We start from the raw sequence: 22,549 nt of genomic DNA, 5'->3' as shown, positions 1-22,549 counted from the left end.
CGGGCGATAGGTTCGGCGCATGCGTCGCGCCCTGCTGCTCGCCCTGATCCTGGCCGTCGTCGTCGCCGGCCTCGCCGGACCGTCGTACGCCGAGGTGGAGCGGCTGCCGGCCGACACCGACGTCGACTACCAGCTCGGTGGGGCGACGGCGATGCCGCCGCACGTCGGGATCATCGTGCGCGACCGCAACGCCAAGCCGGCCGCTGGCCGCTACAACATCTGCTACGTCAACGGCTTCCAGACCCAGCCCGACGAGAAGCGCTTCTGGCGGGCGCGGTGGTGGCTGGTCCTGAAGCAGGACGGCAAGGCCGTGGTCGACGAGGCGTGGGGCGAGTGGCTGCTCGACCTGCGCACGGCCCGCAAGCGGTTGGCGATCGCGAAGATCGTGGGACGCTGGACCCGGGGCTGCGCCGCCGACGGCTTCACGGCCGTGGAGTACGACAACCTCGACTCCTACACCCGCAGCGACGGGCTGCTGCGCCGCAAGCACGCGCTGGCGTTCGCGCGGCTCCTCGTACGCCGCGCCCACAGCGCGGGACTGGCGGTCGGCCAGAAGAATCTCGCCGAGTACGACGGGACGCAGCTCGGGTTCGACTTCGCGGTCTCCGAGTCGTGCGCGCAGTGGGACGAGTGCGACGCCTACGTGGCGGCGTACGGCGACCAGGTGCTGCTCGTGGAGTACCGCAAGGCCGACTTCGAGGAGGCCTGCGAGCAGTACGGCGACCGGCTGCCGATCGTGCTCCGCGACCGGGACCTGAGCCCGGACGGGGTGCACGCGTGGTGCTGAACACCACGGCCATGGGGGAGTCCGGCCCGCTGGTGGCCTTCTGTCACGGCCTCTTCGGCCAGGGCAAGAACTGGACCGCGATCGCCAAGTCACTCGCCGCCGACCACCGCGTGCTGCTCGTCGACATGCCCAACCACGGCCGGTCCGACTGGCACGACCGGGTCGACTACCTCGACATGGCCGACGAGGTGGCCACGCTGTTCTCCGCCGACGACCCCGTCGCGCTCGTCGGCCACTCGATGGGCGGCAAGGCGGCGATGGTGCTCGCGCTGCGCCACCCCGAGCTGGTCGAACGGCTGTGCGTCGTCGACATCTCGCCGGTCGACTACCACGGCCTCACGGAGTTCGGCGACTTCATCGAGGCGATGCAGGGGCTCGACCTCGGGGCGCTCACCCGGCGCAGCGACGCCGACGAAGCGCTCACCGAGGCGGTGCCCAACCGCACGGTCCGCAGCTTCCTGCTGCAGAACCTGCGCCGCGACGGTGACGCCTGGTCGTGGCAGCCCAACCTCGCGGTGCTCGGGCGCGACCTCGCCGCGCTCGGTGGCTGGCCCGCCGACCGGCTCGACGGTGTTGCGCCCTACCCCGGCCGGGTGCTGTGGGTGGCCGGCCAGACCTCGGCGTACGTCAAGGACGAGTACGGCGCCGCGATGGACCGTTGGTTCCCGCAGAACCGCAGGGTGACGGTGAAGAACGCCGGCCACTGGGTCCACTCCGAGCAGCCGGAGGTCTTCACCGAGGTGCTCCGCCGGTTCCTCCAGAGCTGATCCCCACTGCCCGGTCCGCTCGACCGTAGCGATATAGGTCTGTCAGGCGCCGGCGGACTGGCGCGCGCGGTAGGCGGCGACGGCGTTGCGGTTGCCGCAGGAGGTCGAGCAGAAGCGGCGCGACCGGTTGCGGGAGAGATCGAGCACGACGCCGTTGCAGTCGTCGTCGGCGCACAGCGCCAGCCGCGACATCTCGTCGGCGCGGATCACGTCGATCATCGCCATCGCGGTCTCGACGATGATCCGGGTCGCCAGCGGGGCCTCATTCTCGACGGCGTGCAGGTGCCAGTCGTAGGCGTCGTGCCGGACCAGTCGGGGGACCGCCCGCTCGGCGGCGAGCATCTCGTTGACGATCACGACCGCGTCGTCGCGCTCCGCGCTCAGCAGGGTGCGCAGCCGCGGGCGCAGGCGCCGTACGGCGTCCAGCTCGGCCTGGTCGCCGTCACGGCGACCGGTGTACTCGAACTCCTCGAAGAACGCGTCGAGGTCCTCGACGGTCGCCAAGGTGTCCTCGTCGACGTCCTCCGAGTTGACGAGGGTGACGGCCGCCTGGAGCGACATCTCGGTGTCATGAGCAAAAACCACGTTGACAGGTTACTGCATCATGCGTAGTGTCATGACCCATGACCACCGTGACTCGTGACGAAGCGTTGGCGACCGGGTCGTCACGCACGGTCAGCGGACTGTCGCTGGCGCTGCTCTCGGCCGTCACCTTCGGCATGTCCGGTGCGCTCGCCCGTGGGCTTCTCGACACCGGGTGGACGCCCGGGTCTGTGGTCCTGGTCCGGATCGGGCTCGCGGCCCTGGTCGTCGCGCCGTTCGGGCTGGTCGCCCTGCATGGTCGGTGGGGTCTGCTGCGCTCCAGCCTCGGCGTGGTGCTCACCTACGGGCTGCTCGCGGTCGCGGGCGCCCAGTTCAGCTACTTCTCTGCTGTCGGTTACATGCAGGTCGGGCCGGCGCTGCTGATCGAGTACACCGCGCCTGCCGCGGTCGTCGTCTGGCTGTGGCTGCGCCACGGCGAGCGCCCCGGTGCCCTCACGCTCGCCGGCGCGGGCTTGGCCGCCCTCGGCCTGGTGCTCGTCCTCGATCTCATCTCGGGTGCCGAGCTCAACGTCGCAGGTGTGCTCTGGGCCCTGGCGGCGATGGTCGGGTGCGCGGTCTACTTCGTGATCTCCGCCGACGAGGACAACGGCCTGCCCCCGATCGCCCTCGCCGCCTCCGGGCTGGTCGTCGGCGTGGTCGGCCTCGGACTGCTCGGCCTGGTCGGTGTGCTGCCGATGACCTCGACCACCGACTCGGTGTCGATGGCCGGAGCGACCGTCGCCTGGTGGGTCCCGCTCGTGCTGCTCGGCGTGGTGACCGCGGCAATCGCCTACGTCTCCGGCATCGCCGCCAGCCGCCGCCTGGGCTCGCGGGTGGCCTCGTTCGTCGCCCTGATCGAGGTCGTGGCCGGCGTGCTCTGGGCCTGGCTGCTGCTCGACGAGCTGCCGCGAACGATCCAGCTGGTCGGCGGCCTGCTGATCCTGGCCGGTGTGGTCGCGGTCAAGCTCGGCGAGCGCACAGTGCCGATCTCGTTCGACCTCCCGCCTGAGCCCGCCTGAGCCGAGCTACAGCTAGCGCGTGTCCTGTCTCTTGACGACGACCTCGCGCATGATCAGCAGGATCGCGGCGGCCGTCGGGATGGCGAGCAGGGCGCCGACGACACCGAGCAGGCCGGCACCGACGAGGGCGGCGATCACGATCACCGCGCCGGGGACGTCCACGGACTTCGACATCACTCGCGGGTAGATGACGTAGTTCTCGACCTGCTGGTAGATCAGGAAGAAGATCGCGCAGATGATGCCGGTCTTGACGTCGGTGGCGAAGGCGATCGCGGTCACCACGACCGCGCCGATGGTGGCGCCGATCATCGGGATCACGTCGAGCAGGGCCACCACGAAGGCCAGCGCCACGGCGTACTCGCCCAGGCCGACGGCGAACAGGAAGACCAGCGACGAGACGCCCGCGCAGAGCGCGACGATGAACGCGCCGGAGACGTAGCCGCCGACGTTGTCGACGATCTTGTCGCCGAGCAGGGTCACGCGCGGACGCCGCGAGGCCGGGGCCAGGCGGTAGAACGCCTTCTTGGTCTTGTCGAGCGAGGAGAGGAAGTAGAGGGTCAGGACCAGGATGATGAACGCGTTGAAGAGCGCGCCGAGGATCTTAAGGCCCACTCCGAGCACGCCGCCGAACAGGCCGCTGACGAAGTCGCCGTTGGCGACGTAGTCCTTGATCTTGTCGATGATCTGGTACTCGTCGTCGAGCTCCTGGATCTTCTTGTTGTTCTCCAGCTCGTCGAGCCATCCGGGCGCGTTGTCACTGATCGCGGCCACCTGGTCGGTGATGACCGGGACGATCGCGACGAGGAACAGCGCGACCGCACCGAGGAACGCGACGATCACCGCGGTCACGGCGTAGTTGCGGCGCAGGCCACGGCGCTCGAGGAACTCCACCGCCGGGTTGAGCCCGGCGGCTAGGAACAGCGACACCACGATCAGGATCAGCACCGAGCCGATGCCGAGCAGGGCCGTCCACAGGAAGTAGGCGAGCAGGGCACCGAGCGCACCGAAGAACCCGATGTAGAACGGCGAGCGGCGCTCGAAGGGCGCCCCCTGCTGGCCGAACTCCTGGTGCTCGTCGGTGTGCCCCTCGGCGTGGTCTGCCGCGGCCTCGGCGAGCGACGCGGCGACCTCGGCGTGCTCCGCAGCGTCCTCGGCGTGCTCGGCGGCCGCCTCGGCGTGCCGAGCCGCCGCCTCAGCGTCGGGCGACGGCTCCTTGGTCAACTCTCGTCCTCGCCGAACCCGGCCACGACGTCACGCAGGGACGCGAGCTGGGCGGTGATCGCGTCGCGGCGCTTGGTGAGCCGGTCGAGCTCGGCGCGGCGAGCAGCGATCTCACGCTCCACCTCGGCCTTGCCCGTGGACTCCAGCGACTCCGCCTGGCTGCGCGCCGAGGCCACGATCTGCTCGGCCTCGCGGCGGGCCCGCGAGAGCAGGGACTCGGACTCGGACTGCGCGGCCGCGCGGTTCTCGGAGGCCTGCTTGCTGGCTTCGCCGGCGCGCTGCTCGGCGGCGTTGGCGCGCTGCTCGGCCTCCTCGACCAGCCGCTTGGTCTCCGCGGTGGCGCTGTTGTGGTGGTCGGTGGCCTCGCGGGCGAGGCGCTCCTTCTCCACGGCGAGCGTGCGTCGTGCCTCCTGGACCTCGCGGTCGGCGGCGGCGCGGGCCTGCTCGACCTCGCGGGTGGCCGACGTACGCATCTCGCTGGTCTCCTGCTGCGCGGCCAGCCGCTGCTGGTCGGCCTCGCGCTTGGCGGCGGCCAGCAGGTCCTCGGCCTCCGCCCGGGCCAGCGAGCGCTCCTGCTCGGCGTCGGCCAGGATCCGGATCCGGGTCTGCTCGAGCTCCTCGAGCTGGACGGTGCGCATGTCCTCGGCCTCACGCGTGGCGTCGGCGCGGATCGCGCGGGCGTCGCGGGTGGCCTGCTCCCGGATCTCCGTGGCGTCGCGCTCGGCGATGTCGCGGATCTCGGTCGCCTCCTCCTCCGCGAGCCTCAGCATGGCGCTCGCGCGGCCGCCGAGACCGGCGTACGACGGGGTCTGGTTCTCCGAGAGCAGCGTGCGCGTCTCCTGCAGCTCGGCCTCGAGGTCGAGGACCCGCTGCTCGGACTGGGTCAGGCTGGTGCTGAGCCCGTTCTTCTCGCTCGCGAGCTGACGCACCCGGGAGTCGACGGCGGCCTTGTCGTAGCCGCCACGGCGTACGACGGGGAAGTTGCCGGCCGCGGGCGGCGGCAGCGTGGGCTGAGCCGCGGCAGGGGTGGGAGCCGGGCGGCGGGGAGGGACGGCGGGCGCCGTCGCGGTGCGCTCGGCCGGCGGTGGCAGCACGGGCCGGGACGGCTTGGCGGCCGGCTCCTGCTTGGTGGACTGGTCCTGGACGACGGGGATGACCTGCGTCGCCTCGGCGTCCGCGTTGGTGTCGTCACCCTCGGACTCGTGATCGAAGATGGACAGGCCCTGGTCGCTCATCGCGGCAGATTCCTCGCTGTGGTGGGGGCTGGTGGGATCGTGCTCCCATCCTCCCTGATCCGGTCCCGAGAACCCACCCCCGGTCCGGTCCTAGGGTTGACCCGCCCGAAACTCACCGAAATGACCGTTGACCCGCCCGAAAGTTTCGGGCGGGTCAACGAAATCTTGCGGTCAGACGCCGCGGAAGCGGTTGATCGCCTCGAGGTGGGTGGCGCGCATCTCGTGGTCGCGGACGCCGAGGCCCTCCGCGGGGGCCAGGCAGAGCACCCCGACTTTGCCCTGGTGGGCGTTCTTGTGGACGTCGAGGGCGGCCTGGCCGACCTCGTCGAGGGTGTAGGTGCGCGACAGGGTCGGGTGGATCTTGCCCTGGGCGATGAGGCGGTTGGCCTCGAACGCCTCGCGGTAGTTGGCGAAGTGGCTGGAGATGATGCGCTTGAGGTTCATCCACAGGTAGCGGTTGTCGTACTCGTGCATGAAGCCGGTGGTGGAGGCGCAGGTGGTGATGGTGCCGCCCTTGCGGGTGACGTAGACCGAGGCGCCGAAGGTCTCGCGGCCGGGGTGCTCGAAGACGATGTCGATGTCCTCGCCGCCGGTGAGCTCACGGATCTTCTTGCCCAGGCGCTGCCACTCCTTGGGGTTCTGCTCGGTGCCCTCCTCGTTCCAGAACTGCCACTTCTCCTCGGAGCGGTTGATGATCATCTCCGCGCCCATGGAGCGCACGATGTTGGCCTTCTCCTCGTTGGAGACCACGCAGATCGGGTTGGCGCCGCCGTTGAGGGCGTACTGGGTGGCGAAGCCGCCGAGGCCGCCGGAGGCGCCCCAGATGAGGACGTTGTCGCCCTGCTTCATCTGGCCGGCGTTCTTGGAGACGAGCTGGCGGTAGGCGGTGGCGTTGACCAGGCCGGGGGAGGCGGCCTCCTCCCAGGTGAGGTGGGCCGGCTTGGCCAGGAGCTGGTTGGACTTGACCAGCGCGATGTGGGCGAGGCCCCCGAAGTTGGTCTCGAAGCCCCAGATCCGCTGCTGCGGGTCCATCATCGTGTCGTCGTGGCCGGCGGGGTCCTCGAGCTCGACCGAGAGGCAGTGGGCCACGACCTCGGTGCCGGGCTTCCACCTGGTGACGCCGGGACCGGTCTTCAGTACGACGCCGGCCAGGTCGGAGCCGACCACGTGGTAGGGCAGGTCGTGGCGCTTGGTCAGCTCGGAGAGGCGCCCGTAGCGCTCGAGGAAGCCGAACGTCGAGACCGGCTCGAAGATCGAGGTCCAGACGGTGTTGTAGTTGATCGCCGAGGCCATGACGGCGACGTAGGCCTCGCCCGGGCCGAGCTCGGGCAGCGGGACGTCCTCCACGTGCAGGGACTTGCGCGGGTCCTTGTCGCGGGTCGCGATCCCTTCGAACATGTCGACCTCGTCCTTGTGCACGGTCACCGCGCGGTAGGACTCGGGTAGTGCGAGGTTGGCGAAGTCCTCGCTGGAGGTGCTGGCCGGATCTGCGCTGGCGGCCTGGATGGCGTCGAGGATGTGTTGCACGTCAGCTCCTGGTGCGGGTCGGGGGGCGAGCGGGCGTCATATTACCGGCGGGTAACGGGTCAGTGTGCCCCGCCCGCAGGCTGGACCAGCTCGACGAGCACGCCGCCGGCGTCCTTGGGGTGGATGAAGTTGACCCGTGAGTCGGACGTCCCGCGCTTGGGGACGTCGTACAGCAGGCGCACGCCGCGCTCGCGCAGCACGGCGCTGACCGCCTCGACGTCGGTGACCCGGTAGGCCATCTGCTGCACGCCGGGGCCGGAGCGGTCGAGGAACTTGGCGATCGTCGAGTTCTCGTCGAGGGGCGCCAGGAGCTGGATGCACGAGCCCGAGTCGCCGACGGCGATCATGGCCTCGCGCACGCCCTGCTCCTCGTTGACCTCCTCGTGCACCATCTCCATGCCGTAGGTGTCGCGGTAGAACGCGATCGCGACGTCGAGGTCGGGTACGGCGATGCCGACGTGGTCGATGGCGGTGAACAGGGGTCCGGTCAGGTCCAGCGAAGCAGTCATGTGCTCATCGTCTTACGAAACGCCTCGGCACGCACGGGCGGGGCTGTGACGTTCGACTCAAGTGGACCCCGCTGCCCCGACGGTGTACTCGTGGGTATCGTCGCTGCATCACCGCAAATCTCCGTGGAGGCACCATGTCCGACCCTGCCCGTCCCACCTCTGTCATCGTCGCGGGTGCTCGCACCCCCATCGGTCGCCTGCTCGGAGGCTTCAAGGGCCTCTCGGCCGCCGACCTCGGCGGACACGCCATCAAGGGGGCCCTCGACAAGGCCGGTGTCTCCGGCGACCAGATCGAGTACGTGATCATGGGCCAGGTCATCCAGGCCGGCGCCGGCCAGATCACGGCGCGCCAGGCGGCCGTCAAGGGCGGCATCCCCATGAACGTCCCGTCCATCACGATCAACAAGGTCTGCCTGTCGGGCATCAACGCCATCGCGATGGCCGACCAGCTGATCCGCGCCGGCGAGCACGAGATCGTCGTGGCCGGCGGTATGGAGTCGATGACCAACGCCCCGCACCTGCTGCCGAAGTCCCGCGAGGGCTTCAAGTACGGCGACACCGCGCTGGTCGACTCGATGGCCTACGACGCGCTGTTCGACCAGTTCACCGACCAGCCCATGGGCGGGCTGACCGAGGCGTGCAACGTCGCGGGCGCCCAGCTCACCCGTGAGGAGCAGGACGCCTTCTCGGCCCGCTCCCACCAGCTCGCGGCCGAGGCGTGGAAGAACGGCGTCTTCGACGGCGAGGTCGTCCCCGTCGAGATCCCGCAGCGCCGCGGCGAGCCTGTGGTCGTCAGCCAGGACGAGGGCGTGCGTGGCGACACCACGGCTGACTCGCTCGGCAAGCTGCGTCCGGCGTTCTCCAAGGACGGCACGATCACCGCCGGCTCCTCCTCCCAGATCTCCGACGGTGCCTGCGCCGTCGTCGTGATGAGCAAGGCCAAGGCCGAGGAGCTCGGCCTGGAGTGGCTGGCCGAGATCGGCGCCTCCGGCCAGGTCGCCGGCCCCGACTCGACGCTGCAGACCCAGCCGGCCAACGCCATCAAGAAGGCCACCGAGAAGGAGGGCATCGCCGTCTCCGACCTCGACCTGGTCGAGCTCAACGAGGCCTTCGCGGCCGTCGGCATCGTCTCGGCGCGCGAGCTCGGCATCTCCGAGGACAAGGTCAACGTCAACGGCGGCGCGATCGCCATGGGTCACCCGGTCGGGATGTCCGGCGCCCGGATCGTGCTCCACCTGGCCCTCGAGCTCCAGCGCCGCGGTGGCGGCGTCGGTGCGGCCGCCCTGTGCGGCGGCGGCGGTCAGGGCGACGCCCTGATCGTGCGCGTGCCGAAGGCCTGAGCAGCTCCTTGGTGACGCAGACACCAGTAACCGGCGGGGGCCGGCGCCGTTCGACGGCGTCGGTCCCCGACCTCGTTGCCCGCGCCCGCGACGGTGAGGCCCGGGCGGTCGCGCGGCTGATCTCGCTGGTCGAGGACGAGTCGCCGCTGCTGCGGGAGGTGATGGCGGCGCTCACCGCCCACACCGGCGACGCCCAGGTCATCGGCATCACCGGCTCGCCCGGCGTCGGCAAGTCGACGTCGACCAACGCGCTCGTCACCGCCCTGCGCAAGCAGGGCAAGCGGGTCGGCGTACTCGCCGTCGACCCGTCGTCGCCGTTCTCCGGCGGCGCCCTGCTCGGCGACCGGGTGCGGATGCAGGACCACGCCTCCGATCGCGACGTCTACATCCGGTCGATGGCCTCGCGCGGCCACCTCGGCGGCCTGTCGTGGACCACCCCACAGGCGCTGCGCGTGCTCGACGCCGCCGGCTGCGACGTGATCCTGGTCGAGACCGTCGGCGTCGGCCAGAGCGAGGTCGAGATCGCTGGCCTCGCCGACACCACGATGGTGCTGCTGGCCCCGGGTATGGGCGACGGCATCCAGGCCGCCAAGGCCGGCATCCTCGAGATCGGCGACCTCTACGTCGTCAACAAGGCCGACCGCGACGGCGCCGACACCGTACGACGTGACCTGCGCGCGATGCTCGCCCTCGGCGAGCGCCCCGAGGGCTCCTGGCGCCCGCCCATCGTCAAGACCGTCGCCCACACCGGCGAGGGCATCGACGAGGTGGTCGCCGAGATCGACAACCACCGCGCCTGGCTCGAGTCGTCGGGGGAGATGACGCGTCGCCGGATCCGCCGTTCGCGCGACGAGATCGAGGCGATCGCCGTCACCGCGCTCCGCAAGCGCTGGGGCGACGTCCACGGCCGCTCCGAGCTCGACGAGCTCGCTGCCGCGGTCGTCGCGGGTGACACCGACCCCTACACCGCCGCCGACCAGCTGCTCGAGTCCTTCACCGACTGACCCGTCGCTCAGCGGGCGATCTGCGCCGACTCGGAGACGCGTGCGGCGAGCAGGCCGACCAGCATCGCGACCAGGTCGTCGGGGTCGGGGGAGTGGCCGTCGCGTTCGGCGTCAGCGAGCAGGGCGAAGAGCGTCGTGGCCAGCGCCTGCCCGCGTCGTACGCCGTCCCGGCCGAGGCGGTGCATCACCTCCTGGGAGGCGGCCCAGTCGGCATCGATGGCGACCGGGGTGGAGAGGACCGGGTGGCGGCGCACCTGCTCGAGGAAGCGCGCGTAATGGGTCGGCCCCGAGGCCAGCAGCTCGGTCATCGGCCGGACCAGCGCGTCGACCAGGCCGTGGACGTCGTGCAGACGCCCCGACTCGGCCAGCGCGTCGAGCAGCTCGCGGCGCCGTGCCTCGAGCGGGACCTGCCGGCGGCGGATGACCGCCTCGTGGAGCGCGTCGCGGGAGCCGAAGTGGTACTGCACGGCGGAGTTGTTGCGCTGGCCGGCGGCGGCCGCGATGTCGCGGCTCGACACCTCGATGCCGCGCTCGGCGACGAGCCGCTCGGCGGCGTCGAGGAGCCGCTCCTTTGCCGTGGACACATGGACAGTTTAAGGCAATTGCCTTAAAGTCGCCAGCATGAGCATCGCCGAGGGACCCGTCATCCAGCTCGCCTGGGTGACCGACGACATCGCCGCGACCGAGCGGCTCCTGAGCGAGCAGTTCGGCGTGGGTGCGTGGACCCGGCTGGAGGACGTCCGCTTCGGCCCCGACGAGACGACACTGCGCGGCGAGCCGGTGGACTTCACGATCCACGTCTCGCTCGGCTACGCCGGCGACCTCCAGCTCGAGCTGATCCAGCCGGTGTCGGGGGAGACCGTCCACGCGGAGTTCCTCGCGGCGCACGGGCCTGGCCTGCACCACGTCTGCTTCGCGGTCGACGACCTCGGCGCCGCGTGCGAGCGGGCCGAGGCGGCCGGTCTGCGGGTGCTCATGCGCGGCTCGATGATGGGCGGCGAGATCGAGTTCGCGTACGTCGACGGCTCGGCCTCAGGCGCGCCGTACGTCGAGCTGGCGCGGATCGGCCCGGCGATGCAGGCGTTCTACGACGACGTGAAGAAGACGAGCGAGAAGGAGCACTGACATGGCCGGAGTACGAGAGCTCGACCGCGGCACCCTGCCCACGCGCTACGCCCGGGGCTGGCACTGCCTCGGCCTCGCGGAGGACTTCCGCGACGGCGAGCCGCACGGCATCGAGGTCTTCGGCACCAAGCTGGTGGTGTGGGCCGACGGCGAGGGCAAGATCAACGTGCTCGACGGCTACTGCCGCCACATGGGCGGCGACCTGACCCAGGGCAGCGTGAAGGACGGCAACATCGCGTGCCCCTTCCACGACTGGCGGTGGGGTGGCGACGGCAAGTGCCAGTCCATCCCCTACGCGCGGCGGGTGCCGCTGCGTGCGCGCACGCAGCGCTACGAGACCTGCGAGCAGAACGGCCAGCTCTTCATCTGGAACGACCCCGAGGGCAACCCGCCGATCCCCGAGCAGGCGATCCCGGCGATCCCCGGGATGGCCGAGGGCGAGTACAGCGCTTGGGCCTGGCACACCAAGCTCATCGAGGGCGCCAACTGCCGGGAGATGATCGACAACCTGACCGACATGGCGCATTTCTTCTACATCCACTTCGCGGTGCCGACCGCCTTCCGCAACGTCTTCGACGGTCACACGGCGGCGCAGATCATGGAGTCCAAGGCACGCGCCGACGTGCACGACACTGACAAGTTCGACATCGACGCCGCCCTGCTGCGCTCGGAGGCGGCGTACTACGGACCGGCGTACATGATCGACTACCTGAAGAACGACTTCGGCAACGGCTTCGGGGTCGAGTCGGCGCTGATCAACTGCCACTACCCGATCAGCCAGAACTCCTTCATGCTCCAGTGGGGCGTGGCCGTACGGCGGGCCGACGGACTCGACGACGTGACCGCCGGCAAGATCGCGACATCGATGTCCAGCCACTTCGGCGAGGGGTTCCTCCAGGACGTGCACATCTGGCAAAACAAGGTGCCCGTGCAGAACCCGCTGCTGTGCGAGGAGGACGGGCCGGTCTACCAGAACCGCCGGTGGTACGAGCAGTTCTACGTCGACGTCGCCGACATCCAGCCCGACATGGTCGACCGCTTCGAGTTCGAGGTCGACACCACCAAGGCCCAGGAGCACTGGCGCGCCGAGATCGCCGAGAACCTCGCGGCCCGGGAGACGCAGGACGCGTGACCGGCGTCGCGCTCGTCACCGGGGTCGGACCCGGCTCGCTCGGTGAGGCCACCGCGGCGGCCCTCCGGGAGGCCGGTTGGCGGGTGCTCACGACCACCCGCTCCAGCGAGACCACTCTCGACAGCCACCCGCTCGAGCTCGCCGACGCCGGGTCGGTGGCCGCGCTGGCGGCGTGGGTGCCGACGGTCACCGACCGCCTCGACGTACTCGTGAACAACGCGGGCGTCCACCTCGACCTGCGCTCCAAGTGGCGCGAGCCGCAGCTCGTCGACGGCCACGAGGTGCACTGGCGCACCAACTACCTCGGCACCGCCCAGCTCACCCGGCTGCTGCTGCCGCTGCTCCTCGACACTGCTGCCGCTCAGGGGCAGGCCCGCGTGGTCAACGTCGTCTCCAAGCTCCACGAGCGCGGCCGCAACGACTGGCTCTTCGGCGACCTCACGCCCTACGACTCCTGGGCGGCGTACGGCACCTCCAAGCTCGCGCTGGTCCATGAGGCCGCCGAGCTCGAGCGGCGCTACGGGGACCGTGGGCTGCACGGCTACTCCCTGCACCCAGGCTCGGTCTACACGAAGGTCGCCGACCGGGGCCTCGAGACAGCTCCGGTGCTCGCGCGCCTGCGTCGGCTCGCCGCGCCGCTCGAACGACGGGCCCTGGCCACGCCTGAGGTCGGAGCGCGTACGACGGTCTGGTGCGCGACGTCCGCCGACGCCGTACCCGGTGGCTACCACGTGAGGTCGGCTGTGGCCGAGCCGTCCGCCGACGCGCTCGACTCCGCTGTTGCTTCGCGGCTGTGGGACGCGATGACCGAGTGGGTGGACCACCTCTAGCTCGGGCCGTCGTGGTGGCTGTCTTCTCTAGGACTGTGGCCCGCGCGCGTAGCAACCCGGGCCTCGCCGTCAAGGAGCTTCGCCCCCTCCGGGGCGCCTTCGGCGTCCTTGACTGCGAGCCTCTCCCGGGTTGCTTGGGCGGCGCACGGGCGGCACGGCTTCGCCGCGCCGCCCGCCAAGCGCGGGCCCGTTGGCGACTCCCGCCTGTGTTTGAGGCGCGTGCGAGGGGACCCTCCGGCGGTGGTTGAGGGGCGAGCGCAGCGAGCCTCGGAACCACCACCGCGAACTCGAAGGTAAAATGTCAGAAAGTTCTCGAAACCCCTGTGGATCAAGGGTTCTGAGGCCTCGGACTGTCGGTGCTCGATGCTGGAATGGACGTATGACCAGCACCGGACACCGCACCGATCGGGACCACCCGATCCTTGCTGCGCTGTCCGCGATCGAGGTCGAGCTCGACGCGATCGAGCACGCCCCAGCCTGGTTCCTGAGTGACGCTGACGCTCGCCAGGCGCTGCTCCGAACGACCCGGGTCGCAGTCCGCGTCGCCGCGGCGGAGCTCAAGCTCGCCGCCCACGCGGACCGCAACGACCTCGGCGCCGAGTCGGGCGCCACGAGCGCTGCAGTGTGGTGGGCCATCGAGACCCGGATGACCCAACGCGAGGCCGCCCGGAAGATGAAGCTCGCCAAGGCGCTTGAGCAGCAGGACCAGGTGAGCGAGGCCTTGGCGGCAGGTGACGTGCTGGTCGACCAGGCGCAGGCAGTCACCGAATCGGTCGACCGACTTCCCGACACCGTCCTGCCCGAGGTCCGCACCCAGGCGCGGGACTACCTCCTCGAGGCAGCCAAGCACTACGACTCGAAAGCCCTGCGCCTGCAAGGCCGCCGGATCCTCGACGTGGTCGCGCCCGAGGTCGGTGAGGCCGAGGAGGCCAAGCAGCTCGAGGCCGAGGAGCGTAAGGCTGAGCAGGCCGCGCGGTTGACGATGCATGACGACGGCCACGGGCAGACTCACGGCCGGTTCACTCTCGGCACGGCTGAAGCGGACATGCTCCGCAAGGCCCTCCACGCGATTGCCAACGCGAAAGGGCACGGTCTCGATCCGCACGGGATGGGGGTCGCGTTCGGTGAGTACGTCCGCGGCTACCCGGCCGACAAGCTCCCCACCGCCGGCGGAGTCAACGCCACCGTGGTGGTGACGATGACTCTCGAGACGTTGCTAGGCGGATTGAAGGCGGCCCAACTCGACACCGGAACGATGATCAGCCCCGGACTGGCCCGCAAGCTCGCGTGTGGGGCCGGTGTCATCCCCGTGGTGCTCGGCGGCAAGTCCGAGGTCCTCGACGTCGGTCGCAAGCGCAGGTTCCACACCAAGGCCCAACGCATCGCCATGGCCGTCCGAGACAAGGGCTGTGTGGCGATGGGCTGCGAACGACCCGGCTCCTGGTGCCACGCACACCACCTCATCCCCTGGAGCCAAGGAGGAAGCACCAGCGTCGAGAACGGCGCACTCCTCTGCCCAAGACACCACGCGCTGGCCCACCACCACGACTACGCCGTCACCCACCATCCGGAGGGCAGGATCTCCTTCACCAGGCGGGAGTGAGCTAGTAGGCCGCCCGCCACTCTCGAGCCGTCTTCTCGTCCCAGGGACGGGTGAAGCCGCACGCCATCAGGTCGCGCGTGGGGCCGAAGGCGGCCAGGATCTTCGTGCCCACGGCGTCCCGCCAGTCGTCGGGAAGCATGAAGTCGAAGGTGTTGAGTACGACCGTGGGATCGCTGCCGCCCCGGAACCACTCAGAGATGAGGACGCTCACCGTGGCTGGGACGGCATCGGCGCCGGCGACGTACTCGGTCAGCCGGACCCCGATCACGGTCCCGGCTATGGCCCCGGCCCTATCGGGGAGATCGTCGGGGTAGTCGTACGCACAGCTGATCGCCGGGCCGATGGACACGCTCGGCCAGTCCGTGCTCCGCGCGATCCGAACCCGGACCGTCGAGCCCACGAGCACAACGCTGCCGCCACCCGGCTGGGTGCCGAGGACATAGCCGTCGCTGAACTGGCTGTTGGTGTCGACCGGTACCTCCTCGACCACGAGCCCGGCCGCCTCGATCGCCTCGGGGGTCCACGGCACGGCGACCTGGTCGGCCGGGACGATCCGGGCGCTCTCCATGATCGCGCGGGTCTCGGCCTCGCTGTGGGTGGCGATCGCCAGGAAGCCTGAAGGGTCATGGCTGACGAACATCGTCACCAGGCCGCCCTCGGTGGTTGTCTGGGAGACCAGCAACGTGCCGCCAGGGACCTCGACCTGGGTGAGCTCCTCGTCGCTCCCGTCCCCATAGCCGTCAGTCAGGTAGCCGTCATCGAGCACCGAGACGTACGGCGCCGGCTTGGTGATCAGGCATTCCCTCCCGCTACTTCCCCAGAACACCGTCGGCTCCGACACAGACGGGCCGGCGCACTCCGCCTTTCCGCTCGGCCACGAGGCCGGCACCTCGACGGCGAGCCGGCCGACACCGACGAGACGGGTCTCGGCGGCGGGCGGCGCAGGCTGGACCACGGGAGCCTCGTCCCGAGGTCGCGACGGGTCGTCCCTAGTCAGCCCGACGGCGGCGGTGCCACCGGCCACGACGATGACCGCAGTCGCAGCAAGGGCGGCGCCGAGTCGGTGCCGGCGGCGTCGGTGCGCGGTGGCGAGGAGGTGGTCTGCGGGCAGCGGTCCGACAGGTACGGCGTCAGCGGCGCGGCGCAGCAGCGCGACCTGGTGGTCGTGCGGATCGTGGGTCACAGCTCCTCCTGGGCGAGCTCGGTGAGGTCGATGGCGGCCAGGGCACGCGAGACCCGGCTCTTGATGGTGCCGACCGGGATCTGGAGCGCCTCTGCGGTGGCCCGCTCGCTGAGATCGGCGACGAAGCGCAGGACCAGCACCGCGCGCTGCTCGGCGGGCAGCCCGGCCGAGCGCGCGCACCACTCTGTCGCGCAGCTCGACGTCGGCGCTGGCGTCGGCGACGGCCCGGTCGGGGGTGCGGTCGGTGGGGCGCTCACCCCACCACCGGCGCCGGCGGCTGGTGGAGAGCGTGTTGACCAGGATCCGGTAGACGTAGGCGTCCGGGTCTTCCGCACGCCGTACCCCGTCCCCAGCTGCTCCACGCCTTGAGCAGCGTGGCCTGGGCCAGGACCTCGGCGTCGGCGTGGGAGCAGCCGAGCAGCACCGCCGAGCGCACCAGCGACGTCCAGCGGCCGGCGGCGTACGCCGCGAAGTCCGCGTCCCGCTCCATCCGCACCCCCTCACGCCTGCCATCCGGAGTCGCCGTCACCCAACCAGACAACCCGGAGCGACGGTTCGGTTCCGTCGGTGCGTGACTGTCGGCGATCACTGCCACTATGGGCGCATCATGTCCCTGCCCTTCGACCCCATCGACGAGGCCGCCCGCCAGTGGGGCGAGCGCTGGGACGGCGTCCCCGCGATGCACGCCGTCACGTCGCTGATGCGGGTCCAGCAGCTGGTGATCGGCCAGCTCGACGCGCTGCTCAAGCCGCACGGGCTCACGTTCGCGCGCTACGAGGCGCTGGTGCTGCTTGTCTTCTCGTCGCGTGGCGCGCTGCCGCTGGGCAAGATGGGGGAGCGGCTCCAGGTGCACCCCACGTCGGTCACCTCGATCGCGCGCCGGCTCGAGGGTGCGGGTCACATATTGCGCAGGCGGCACCCCGACGACGGGCGGGCCGTGCTGGCCGAGATCACGCCGGCCGGGCGCAAGGTCGTGGAGGCGGCCACCAAGGACCTGGTCGAGTCCGGCTTCGCCCTCAACGCGATGGCCGAGGCCGACTTGGTCGCCCTGTCCGAGCTGCTGCGTCCGGTGCGCCAGCAGGCCGGCGACTTCTGAGGTCGGGGCACGTCCGATGGTCACCGCTGACGACGTACGCCGCGTCGGCCTGGCGCTGCCCCGGTCCTACGAGTTCCACACCGGTGGCCGCGCCAAGCTCAAGGTGCGCCAGATCGTCTACGCGGCGTTCAGCCGGGACGAGACGCAGATGGGCTTCGGCTACCCGAAGCTGGAGCGCGACGGGCTGGTCGCCTCCGACCCCGAGACCTTCTTCCTGCCACCCACGAGCGACCTGCGCTACCAGTGGGTGTGCGCGCATCTCGACCGCCTGGGGGCCGACGAGATGCGCGAGCTGGTCACCGACGCCTGGCGGTTGTGCTCGCCGGCGATGCTGCACGAGCTGCCCGAGCAGCCGGCGCCGACCGCCGCGGCCTGGGACGCGATGGACCGCCAGGAGTGGGGCGAGCTGCGGTCGCTGCTGAACCCCTACGTGCGCTTCGCCGACGGGTCGCTGAGTCTCCGGGGCCGGTCGCAGCTGCTCGCGCACCTGCACGACCACCCGACCCCGAGGCCGCCGACCGAGGTCGAGGTCCGCGACGGCCAGGTCTACCGCTGGAGCCGCTGACGGCTCATTTGGGAAATATAGTTGGACGTCCTACTATTTCCCCATGACGGAGACGGCACGCGCCCGCTGGCAGGACCGCTACGAGAAGTCCCGCACCCGGGAGGTCGACTTCACGACGCTGAGCGGCGTCGAGGTCGAGCCGGCGTACGGCACCGACGACTCGGAGTGGCCCGGCGAGTTCCCGTTCACGCGCGGCCTCTACGCCACCGGCTACCGCGGACGCACCTGGACGATCCGGCAGTTCGCGGGCTTCGGCAACGCCGAGCAGACCAACGAGCGCTACAAGATGATCCTCAACCGGGGCGGCGGCGGCCTGTCGGTCGCCTTCGACATGCCGACCCTGATGGGCCGCGACTCCGACGACCCCAAGGCGCTCGGCGAGGTCGGCCACTGCGGCGTGGCGATCGACTCCGCGGCCGACATGGAGCGGCTCTTCGACGGCATCGACCTGGGTCACACCACGACGTCGATGACGATCAGCGGCCCCGCCGTACCCATCTTCTGCATGATGCTCGTCGCCGCCGAGCGCGCGGGCGTCGACACCACCAAGCTCAACGGCACGCTCCAGACCGACATCTTCAAGGAGTACATCGCCCAGAAGGAGTGGATCTTCGGCCCCGAGCCCCACCTGCGCCTGATCGGCGACCTGATGGAGCACTGCGTCGAGAAGATCCCGGCCTACAAGCCGCTCTCCGTCTCCGGCTACCACATCCGCGAGGCCGGCTCGACGGCCGCGCAGGAGCTCGCGTTCACGCTGGCCGACGGGTTCGGCTACGTCGAGCTCGGGCTGTCACGCGGCCTCGACGTCGACGTCTTCGCCCCCGGTCTGTCGTTCTTCTTCGACGCCCACGTCGACTTCTTCGAGGAGATCGCCAAGTTCCGCGCCGCCCGCCGGATCTGGGCCCGCTGGCTGCGCGACGTCTACGACGCCAAGACCGACAAGGCCCAGTGGCTGCGGTTCCACACCCAGACCGCCGGCGTCTCGCTGACGGCGCAGCAGCCCTACAACAACGTCGTCCGCACCGGCATCGAGGCGCTCTCCGCCGTGCTCGGTGGCACCAACTCGCTGCACACCAACGCCCTCGACGAGACCCTCGCGCTCCCCAGCGAGCAGGCGGCCGAGATCGCGCTGCGCACGCAGCAGGTGATCATGGAGGAGACCGGCGTCGTCAACGTCGCCGACCCGCTCGGCGGGTCCTGGTACGTCGAGGCCCTCACCGACAAGATCGAGGCCGAGGCCAACCAGATCTTCGACAAGATCCTCAGCCTGGGCGGCTCCACGCTGACCCACGACCGGCCGGCCGACATCGCCGCCGCCGTGGGCCGCGGCGAGCTGCCGGTCACCAAGGGCCTGCTGCGCGGCATCGAGGACGGCTGGTTCATGAGCGAGATCGCCGAGGCGGCCTTCCAGTACCAGGTCGCCCTGGAGAAGGGCGAGAAGCGGATCGTCGGCGTCAACTGCCACACCGACTCCGTCACCCACGACCTCGAGATCCTGCGGGTCTCCCACGAGGTCGAGACCGACCAGGTGCGCACCCTCGCCGACCGACGTACGGCGCGCGACGACGCTGCCGTCACCGCCGCCCTGGCCCACCTGGTCGACGTCTCGCGCACCGACGACAACATGATCGAGGCGATGCTCGACGCCTGCCGCGCCGAGGCAACGCTGGGCGAGATCTGCGACGCCCTGCGTGCCGAGTGGGGCGAGTACCGCGAGCCTGCGCGCTTCTGACCGACCTCTGCGAGACGGCTACAGTTGGAGGTGCAGGCGCAGGGCCTCGTCGAGCTGAGTCAGCAGGTGCGTGGGGACGCGGCCGAGCGCGGGGCCCATACGTTCGACGGACACGGACCGGACCTGTTCGGCCTGCGCCTTGGACTCGACCCGAAGACCCGTCTCTGCGGCTGGTAGCAGCACCTGGAACGGGAACACCTGGGTGACGTTGCTGGTGATCGGCACGATGGTCACGACGCCGCGACCCAGTCGTGCGGCGGTGGCGTTGGCACGGTCGTTGCTGACGATGACCGCCGGGCGACGCTTGTTGGCCTCGCTTGGCCGGGCCGGCTCCAGGTCGGTCAGACGGATCTCACCGCGGAGCATCAACGAGTCCGTCGGCGGCAGTCGACTCCCAGGCCGCTGCGTCGCCCGAGGCCTCCCACTCGTCCCAGGCGGCGGCGTAGGAGTGCTCGAGCTCGGGATCGCCCAGTAGCCGGATTGCGTGCTGAACCGCCGCGGAACGCGACCCCAGCCCGGCTGCGCGGGCGTAGTTGTCGAGGGCGGCCACCTCGACCTCCGAGAGACTGACGCTGAGCTTCATGGGGCAATGCTACTTCGGTAGTACCGCTGTGCCTACCGCTGGAAGCGTCTCTGCGTTCTGTCACAGCCGCAGTTCGACCCAGACCGTCCGGTGGTCCGACGACGGGAACGGGAACTCGCCGGTCAGCCGCGAGAGCGGGTCGGACGGCACCGGCCAGAAGACGCCCGCGTCGCGCACCCTCAGGCCGCGTGACGGCAGGACGTAGTCGGCGCGCAGGTTGCCCGGCGCCGGGAAGTCGCTGAAGTCGGCGGTGTCGTAGCGCGGGTCGGACTCGTGCGCCGCGTTGGCACCGCCCTGCCGGGCCGCCGCCTCGACCGCGCCACGCGAGGTCGGCAGCGGGTCCATGATCCGGCGGTGGTCGAGCAGCTGCTGGATCGCGCCGTCGACCGAGTCTCCGTCGGCCGGGTCGCTGTTCTGGTCGCCGGCGATCACGAACGGCTCGCCGCGCGCCAGGCCGCCGCGGCGACCGCTGTCGTCGTACATGTAGTCACGGCCGGAGGCGTAGTCGGCCCAGAAGCGGATCTCGTCGTGGTTGCGGCGCCCGTTGCGGTCCTCGGCGCCGTCGAAGGTCGGCGGGGTGGGGTGCGAGACCAGGAAGTGCACCGTCTCGCGGCCGATCTTCACCGGGACGTCCCAGTGCGACTTGCTGGACAGCCGTACGTCGGCCAGCTCGGCGGGCGTGTACCAGTCGGCGGGGGCGGCCGTGGCCGGGTCGTCCGGGAGCAGTGCTCCGGGCAGGTCCTTCCAGAGGAACGTCTGGAACGTGCGGACCCGGTGGGTCGCGATCGGGTGCTTGCTGAGCACGACCATGCCGTACTGGCCCTCGAACTCACCGAACCCGAAGGCGTCGTTGCCGCCGCCGACCGTGCCGTTGTTGTCGAGGTCGTGCCCGCTCGGCACGCCGGTGTTGGACGGCGCGACGAACGCGTAGGGGTAGTGGATCGGGCGTGCGCCGTGGTGGCCGACCTCGAGGTAGTTGTCGCGGAACAGGTCGACGGCTGCGCGGCCGGGCACGTAGTCGAACTCGTTGAGCAGGAGCACGTCGGGGCGGGTGCGCTGGATGATCTCGGCCACCGCCGAGGCCTGCGGGTCGTCCGGGGTGGACAGGTCCTCGACCAGCTCGCCGGCACGGGCGCGGTTGAGCGAGGCGTTGAACGTCTGGAAGCGGACCGTGTCGTGCCGGTCGGCGTGGCCGGGTCCGCCATGGTCGCGACCGGCGGCGGCGCCGGCCATGGGGCCCGTGGTGAGGCCCGTGACAGCGAGGGTGGTGCTGAGAGTGATGGCCGCGGCGCTCGCCACGACAGCCCGAGAGAGAGTCATGGCTCCGATGCTGCCACGCCGCGGGGCCGGGCGGTCGAACGGGAGGTGACCAACAGGGAAGGACGAAAGTCACCACACGGGGTGCACTTATCAGGGACTGAGGTCACTGGCCCGCCGACGGCATACCTGCTGGAATCGGGAGCGTGAATCTCACCCGACACCCGGCTGGCGACCTCGAAGACCAGCTCTCGCGACTCCCTGCCAACCCCCGTGTGGTCGTCACCGGAAACCACGCCACCCCGTGGACCACGCTTCGTCGGATCGACGAAGCCCTGCCCGAGTTCCGCCTGTGGGTGCTCAACGGCCAGCCCGGACTGCCCGAACGCGAGGGTGTCACGCTCGAGACGTCCTTCGTCGGCTCCGGCATGCGCCGCAGCCCGCGCCTGAGCTACGTCCCGTCGCGGCTGTCGCTGGTGCCGTTGCTGTTCAGCGGCCCGATGCCCCCCGACGTGGTCCTCATCCACACCACGCGCCCCAAGGACGGCAAGGTCTCGCTCGGGGTCGAGGTCAACGTGCTGCCCGCGGCGATCGAGGCGGTACGTCGTACCGGCGGCCTGGTCGTCGCCCAGGTCAACGACAACATGCCGTGGACGTCGGGCGACGCGCTGGTCTCCGTCGACGACATCGACGTCATGGTGGAGGCCGACGAGCCGCTGCTGCACGCCTCGGGTGGCAGCTCCATCGACGACGCCTCGGCGACGATCGGTGAGCTCGTGGCGGCCCGCGTCGGCGACGGGGCCACGCTCCAGGCCGGCATCGGAGCCGTCCCGGACGCCACCCTGCACGGGCTGGTGAACCGTCGTGGGCTTCGGATCTGGACCGAGATGTTCTCCGACAGCGTGCTGGCCCTCGAGCGGGCCGGCGCTCTCGACCGCGAGGTGCCGATCACGGCGTCGTTCCTCTTCGGCTCCCCGGAGCTGCTCGAGTGGGTCGACGGCAACGACCGCGTCAACATGGTCCGTACCGAGGTGACCAACGACCCCGCCCTGATCGCCCGCAACCAGGCGATGGTCAGCGTCAACACCGCGCTCCAGGTCGACCTGTTCGGCCAGGCCAACGCGTCGCGGATCAACGCCCGGATCCACTCCGGGTTCGGCGGCCAGACCGACTTCATCGTCGGCGCGATGCACAGCTTCGGAGGGCAGGCGTTCATCGCCCTGCGCTCATGGCACCCCAAGGCCGACTGCTCGACGGTGGTCGCGCTCGTCGACGAGCCGGTAACGTCGTTCCAGATGAGCGCGATCGTGACCGAGCAGGGTCTCGCGGAGCTCTACGGTCGCGACCAGCGCGAGCAGGCCCGTCAGATCATCGAGAACGCCGCCCACCCGAGCGTGCGCGAGGACCTGCGCGAGGAGGCGGTCGGTCTCGGCCTCGCGTGAGGTCCCTAGG

At 70.5% G+C, this 22,549-nt stretch carries 25 protein-coding genes; 13 read left to right on the top strand and 12 right to left on the bottom strand.

What is annotated here, in order from left to right:
- Positions 1-19: 19 nt before the first annotated feature.
- Both BLR90_RS16590 and BLR90_RS16585 read left to right on the top strand, forming a co-directional pair.
- A complete protein-coding gene (locus tag BLR90_RS16590; RefSeq protein WP_091026339.1) occupies positions 20-787 on the top strand; it encodes an endo alpha-1,4 polygalactosaminidase in 768 nt (255 codons plus the stop codon).
- Positions 778-1,554, top strand: a complete 777-nt coding sequence (locus BLR90_RS16585; protein WP_245715363.1) for an alpha/beta fold hydrolase — start codon at positions 778-780, stop codon at positions 1,552-1,554. The genes BLR90_RS16590 and BLR90_RS16585 overlap by 10 nt, the downstream gene beginning before the upstream one ends.
- Positions 1,555-1,596: 42 nt before the next feature.
- Here the strand turns inward: BLR90_RS16585 and BLR90_RS16580 are convergent, their stop codons facing one another.
- The gene (locus BLR90_RS16580) at positions 1,597-2,139 is read right to left on the bottom strand and encodes a CGNR zinc finger domain-containing protein (RefSeq protein ID WP_091026338.1); all 543 of its coding nucleotides are present in this window, start codon (positions 2,137-2,139) and stop codon (positions 1,597-1,599) included.
- A 38-nt stretch (positions 2,140-2,177) separates the two neighbouring features.
- Here BLR90_RS16580 and BLR90_RS16575 point away from each other — a divergent pair, with 38 nt between their 5' ends.
- Positions 2,178-3,155 (top strand): EamA family transporter, encoded by a 978-nt coding sequence (locus BLR90_RS16575; protein ID WP_091026337.1) that lies wholly within the window; start codon positions 2,178-2,180, stop codon positions 3,153-3,155.
- A gap of 12 nt (positions 3,156-3,167) precedes the next feature.
- Here BLR90_RS16575 and BLR90_RS16570 read toward each other — a convergent pair whose 3' ends face one another.
- From BLR90_RS16570 to mce, 4 genes are all read right to left on the bottom strand, one after another.
- On the bottom strand, positions 3,168-4,376 hold the full coding sequence (locus tag BLR90_RS16570) for an AI-2E family transporter (protein WP_091026336.1): 1,209 nt from the start codon (positions 4,374-4,376) through the stop codon (positions 3,168-3,170).
- Positions 4,373-5,611, bottom strand: a complete 1,239-nt coding sequence (locus tag BLR90_RS16565; RefSeq protein ID WP_174812370.1) for a coiled-coil domain-containing protein — start codon at positions 5,609-5,611, stop codon at positions 4,373-4,375. Before BLR90_RS16565 ends, BLR90_RS16570 begins: the two co-directional genes overlap by 4 nt.
- A gap of 171 nt (positions 5,612-5,782) precedes the next feature.
- The gene (gene ccrA / locus BLR90_RS16560; RefSeq protein ID WP_091026335.1) at positions 5,783-7,138 is read right to left on the bottom strand and encodes a crotonyl-CoA carboxylase/reductase; all 1,356 of its coding nucleotides are present in this window, start codon (positions 7,136-7,138) and stop codon (positions 5,783-5,785) included.
- A gap of 59 nt (positions 7,139-7,197) precedes the next feature.
- On the bottom strand, positions 7,198-7,647 hold the full coding sequence (mce, locus tag BLR90_RS16555; protein ID WP_091026334.1) for a methylmalonyl-CoA epimerase: 450 nt from the start codon (positions 7,645-7,647) through the stop codon (positions 7,198-7,200).
- A gap of 134 nt (positions 7,648-7,781) precedes the next feature.
- Between mce and BLR90_RS16550 the strand changes: the two genes are divergently transcribed.
- Positions 7,782-8,987 carry an acetyl-CoA C-acetyltransferase gene (locus tag BLR90_RS16550; protein ID WP_091026333.1) on the top strand — a complete coding sequence of 402 codons (1,206 nt, stop codon included), beginning with the start codon at positions 7,782-7,784 and terminating at the stop codon, positions 8,985-8,987.
- 11 nt (positions 8,988-8,998) lie between these two features.
- Positions 8,999-9,991, top strand: a complete 993-nt coding sequence (meaB, locus tag BLR90_RS16545) for a methylmalonyl Co-A mutase-associated GTPase MeaB (protein WP_091026332.1) — start codon at positions 8,999-9,001, stop codon at positions 9,989-9,991.
- Between the two features lie 8 nt (positions 9,992-9,999).
- On the opposite strand, the gene BLR90_RS16540 is transcribed toward meaB, so the two are convergent.
- Complete coding sequence (locus BLR90_RS16540) at positions 10,000-10,575, bottom strand: TetR/AcrR family transcriptional regulator (RefSeq protein ID WP_091026331.1); 576 nt, start codon at positions 10,573-10,575, stop codon at positions 10,000-10,002.
- 37 nt (positions 10,576-10,612) lie between these two features.
- Between BLR90_RS16540 and BLR90_RS16535 the strand changes: the two genes are divergently transcribed.
- From BLR90_RS16535 to BLR90_RS16520, 4 genes are all read left to right on the top strand, one after another.
- Positions 10,613-11,116 carry a VOC family protein gene (locus BLR90_RS16535; protein ID WP_091026330.1) on the top strand — a complete coding sequence of 168 codons (504 nt, stop codon included), beginning with the start codon at positions 10,613-10,615 and terminating at the stop codon, positions 11,114-11,116.
- A gap of 1 nt (position 11,117) precedes the next feature.
- Positions 11,118-12,248 (top strand): 3-ketosteroid-9-alpha-monooxygenase, oxygenase component, encoded by a 1,131-nt coding sequence (locus BLR90_RS16530; protein ID WP_091026329.1) that lies wholly within the window; start codon positions 11,118-11,120, stop codon positions 12,246-12,248.
- Positions 12,245-13,078, top strand: a complete 834-nt coding sequence (locus BLR90_RS16525) for an SDR family NAD(P)-dependent oxidoreductase (RefSeq protein ID WP_170254315.1) — start codon at positions 12,245-12,247, stop codon at positions 13,076-13,078. The genes BLR90_RS16530 and BLR90_RS16525 overlap by 4 nt, the downstream gene beginning before the upstream one ends.
- 379 nt (positions 13,079-13,457) lie before the next feature.
- A complete protein-coding gene (locus BLR90_RS16520; protein ID WP_170254314.1) occupies positions 13,458-14,681 on the top strand; it encodes an HNH endonuclease signature motif containing protein in 1,224 nt (407 codons plus the stop codon).
- A gap of 1 nt (position 14,682) precedes the next feature.
- Here BLR90_RS16520 and BLR90_RS16515 read toward each other — a convergent pair whose 3' ends face one another.
- Genes BLR90_RS16515 through BLR90_RS21535 form a run of 3 tightly spaced genes read right to left on the bottom strand, consistent with a single transcriptional unit; the run spans position 14,683 to position 16,354 of the window.
- Positions 14,683-15,864 (bottom strand): PASTA domain-containing protein, encoded by a 1,182-nt coding sequence (locus tag BLR90_RS16515; protein ID WP_091026326.1) that lies wholly within the window; start codon positions 15,862-15,864, stop codon positions 14,683-14,685.
- On the bottom strand, positions 15,861-16,121 hold the full coding sequence (locus BLR90_RS21540) for an RNA polymerase sigma factor (protein WP_245715362.1): 261 nt from the start codon (positions 16,119-16,121) through the stop codon (positions 15,861-15,863). Before BLR90_RS21540 ends, BLR90_RS16515 begins: the two co-directional genes overlap by 4 nt.
- Positions 16,118-16,354 carry a SigE family RNA polymerase sigma factor gene (locus BLR90_RS21535; RefSeq protein WP_245715361.1) on the bottom strand — a complete coding sequence of 79 codons (237 nt, stop codon included), beginning with the start codon at positions 16,352-16,354 and terminating at the stop codon, positions 16,118-16,120. The genes BLR90_RS21540 and BLR90_RS21535 overlap by 4 nt, the downstream gene beginning before the upstream one ends.
- Positions 16,355-16,471: 117 nt before the next feature.
- Here BLR90_RS21535 and BLR90_RS16500 point away from each other — a divergent pair, with 117 nt between their 5' ends.
- Genes BLR90_RS16500 through icmA form a run of 3 tightly spaced genes read left to right on the top strand, consistent with a single transcriptional unit; the run spans position 16,472 to position 19,257 of the window.
- Positions 16,472-16,960 carry a MarR family winged helix-turn-helix transcriptional regulator gene (locus tag BLR90_RS16500; protein ID WP_091026323.1) on the top strand — a complete coding sequence of 163 codons (489 nt, stop codon included), beginning with the start codon at positions 16,472-16,474 and terminating at the stop codon, positions 16,958-16,960.
- Positions 16,961-16,976: 16 nt separating this feature from the next.
- A complete protein-coding gene (locus BLR90_RS20730; RefSeq protein ID WP_143016243.1) occupies positions 16,977-17,525 on the top strand; it encodes an MmcQ/YjbR family DNA-binding protein in 549 nt (182 codons plus the stop codon).
- A gap of 43 nt (positions 17,526-17,568) precedes the next feature.
- Entirely contained in the window at positions 17,569-19,257 is a 1,689-nt protein-coding gene (gene icmA, locus BLR90_RS16490) for a coenzyme B12-dependent isobutyryl-CoA mutase large subunit (RefSeq protein ID WP_091026322.1), read from the top strand.
- Between the two features lie 18 nt (positions 19,258-19,275).
- Here the strand turns inward: icmA and BLR90_RS16485 are convergent, their stop codons facing one another.
- From BLR90_RS16485 to BLR90_RS16475, 3 genes are read right to left on the bottom strand one after another with little or no spacing between them, the layout of a single operon-like run.
- Complete coding sequence (locus tag BLR90_RS16485) at positions 19,276-19,623, bottom strand: type II toxin-antitoxin system PemK/MazF family toxin (RefSeq protein ID WP_091026321.1); 348 nt, start codon at positions 19,621-19,623, stop codon at positions 19,276-19,278.
- On the bottom strand, positions 19,610-19,840 hold the full coding sequence (locus tag BLR90_RS16480) for a ribbon-helix-helix domain-containing protein (RefSeq protein WP_091026320.1): 231 nt from the start codon (positions 19,838-19,840) through the stop codon (positions 19,610-19,612). The genes BLR90_RS16485 and BLR90_RS16480 overlap by 14 nt, the downstream gene beginning before the upstream one ends.
- 60 nt (positions 19,841-19,900) lie before the next feature.
- Entirely contained in the window at positions 19,901-21,160 is a 1,260-nt protein-coding gene (locus BLR90_RS16475; RefSeq protein WP_091026319.1) for an endonuclease/exonuclease/phosphatase family protein, read from the bottom strand.
- A 143-nt stretch (positions 21,161-21,303) separates the two neighbouring features.
- On the opposite strand from BLR90_RS16475, the gene BLR90_RS16470 reads away from it, so the two are divergent.
- Positions 21,304-22,539 (top strand): acetyl-CoA hydrolase/transferase family protein, encoded by a 1,236-nt coding sequence (locus BLR90_RS16470; protein WP_091026318.1) that lies wholly within the window; start codon positions 21,304-21,306, stop codon positions 22,537-22,539.
- Positions 22,540-22,549 lie beyond the last annotated feature (10 nt).

Origin of the sequence: Nocardioides szechwanensis (assembly GCF_900103935.1) — a bacterium.
In the GTDB taxonomy this organism is placed as follows: domain Bacteria; phylum Actinomycetota; class Actinomycetes; order Propionibacteriales; family Nocardioidaceae; genus Nocardioides; species Nocardioides szechwanensis.
The sequence above is the reverse complement of the archived record's forward strand: the minus strand, read 5'-3'. Positions and strand labels throughout refer to the sequence as shown.

Excerpts from the sequence above, each read along its gene's own strand:
- BLR90_RS16590 (WP_091026339.1), top strand. The coding sequence starts at position 20 with ATGCGTCGCGCCCTGCTGCTCGCCCTGATCCTGGCCGTCGTCGTCGCC.
- BLR90_RS16575 (WP_091026337.1), top strand. The coding sequence starts at position 2,178 with ATGACCACCGTGACTCGTGACGAAGCGTTGGCGACCGGGTCGTCACGC.
- BLR90_RS16565 (WP_174812370.1), bottom strand. The coding sequence starts at position 5,611 with ATGAGCGACCAGGGCCTGTCCATCTTCGATCACGAGTCCGAGGGTGAC.
- mce (WP_091026334.1), bottom strand. The coding sequence starts at position 7,647 with ATGACTGCTTCGCTGGACCTGACCGGACCCCTGTTCACCGCCATCGAC.
- BLR90_RS16550 (WP_091026333.1), top strand. The coding sequence starts at position 7,782 with ATGTCCGACCCTGCCCGTCCCACCTCTGTCATCGTCGCGGGTGCTCGC.
- BLR90_RS16535 (WP_091026330.1), top strand. The coding sequence starts at position 10,613 with ATGAGCATCGCCGAGGGACCCGTCATCCAGCTCGCCTGGGTGACCGAC.
- BLR90_RS16530 (WP_091026329.1), top strand. The coding sequence starts at position 11,118 with ATGGCCGGAGTACGAGAGCTCGACCGCGGCACCCTGCCCACGCGCTAC.
- BLR90_RS16520 (WP_170254314.1), top strand. The coding sequence starts at position 13,458 with ATGACCAGCACCGGACACCGCACCGATCGGGACCACCCGATCCTTGCT.
- BLR90_RS21535 (WP_245715361.1), bottom strand. The coding sequence starts at position 16,354 with ATGGAGCGGGACGCGGACTTCGCGGCGTACGCCGCCGGCCGCTGGACG.
- BLR90_RS16500 (WP_091026323.1), top strand. The coding sequence starts at position 16,472 with ATGTCCCTGCCCTTCGACCCCATCGACGAGGCCGCCCGCCAGTGGGGC.
- BLR90_RS20730 (WP_143016243.1), top strand. The coding sequence starts at position 16,977 with ATGGTCACCGCTGACGACGTACGCCGCGTCGGCCTGGCGCTGCCCCGG.
- icmA (WP_091026322.1), top strand. The coding sequence starts at position 17,569 with ATGACGGAGACGGCACGCGCCCGCTGGCAGGACCGCTACGAGAAGTCC.
- BLR90_RS16485 (WP_091026321.1), bottom strand. The coding sequence starts at position 19,623 with ATGCTCCGCGGTGAGATCCGTCTGACCGACCTGGAGCCGGCCCGGCCA.
- BLR90_RS16480 (WP_091026320.1), bottom strand. The coding sequence starts at position 19,840 with ATGAAGCTCAGCGTCAGTCTCTCGGAGGTCGAGGTGGCCGCCCTCGAC.
- BLR90_RS16475 (WP_091026319.1), bottom strand. The coding sequence starts at position 21,160 with ATGACTCTCTCTCGGGCTGTCGTGGCGAGCGCCGCGGCCATCACTCTC.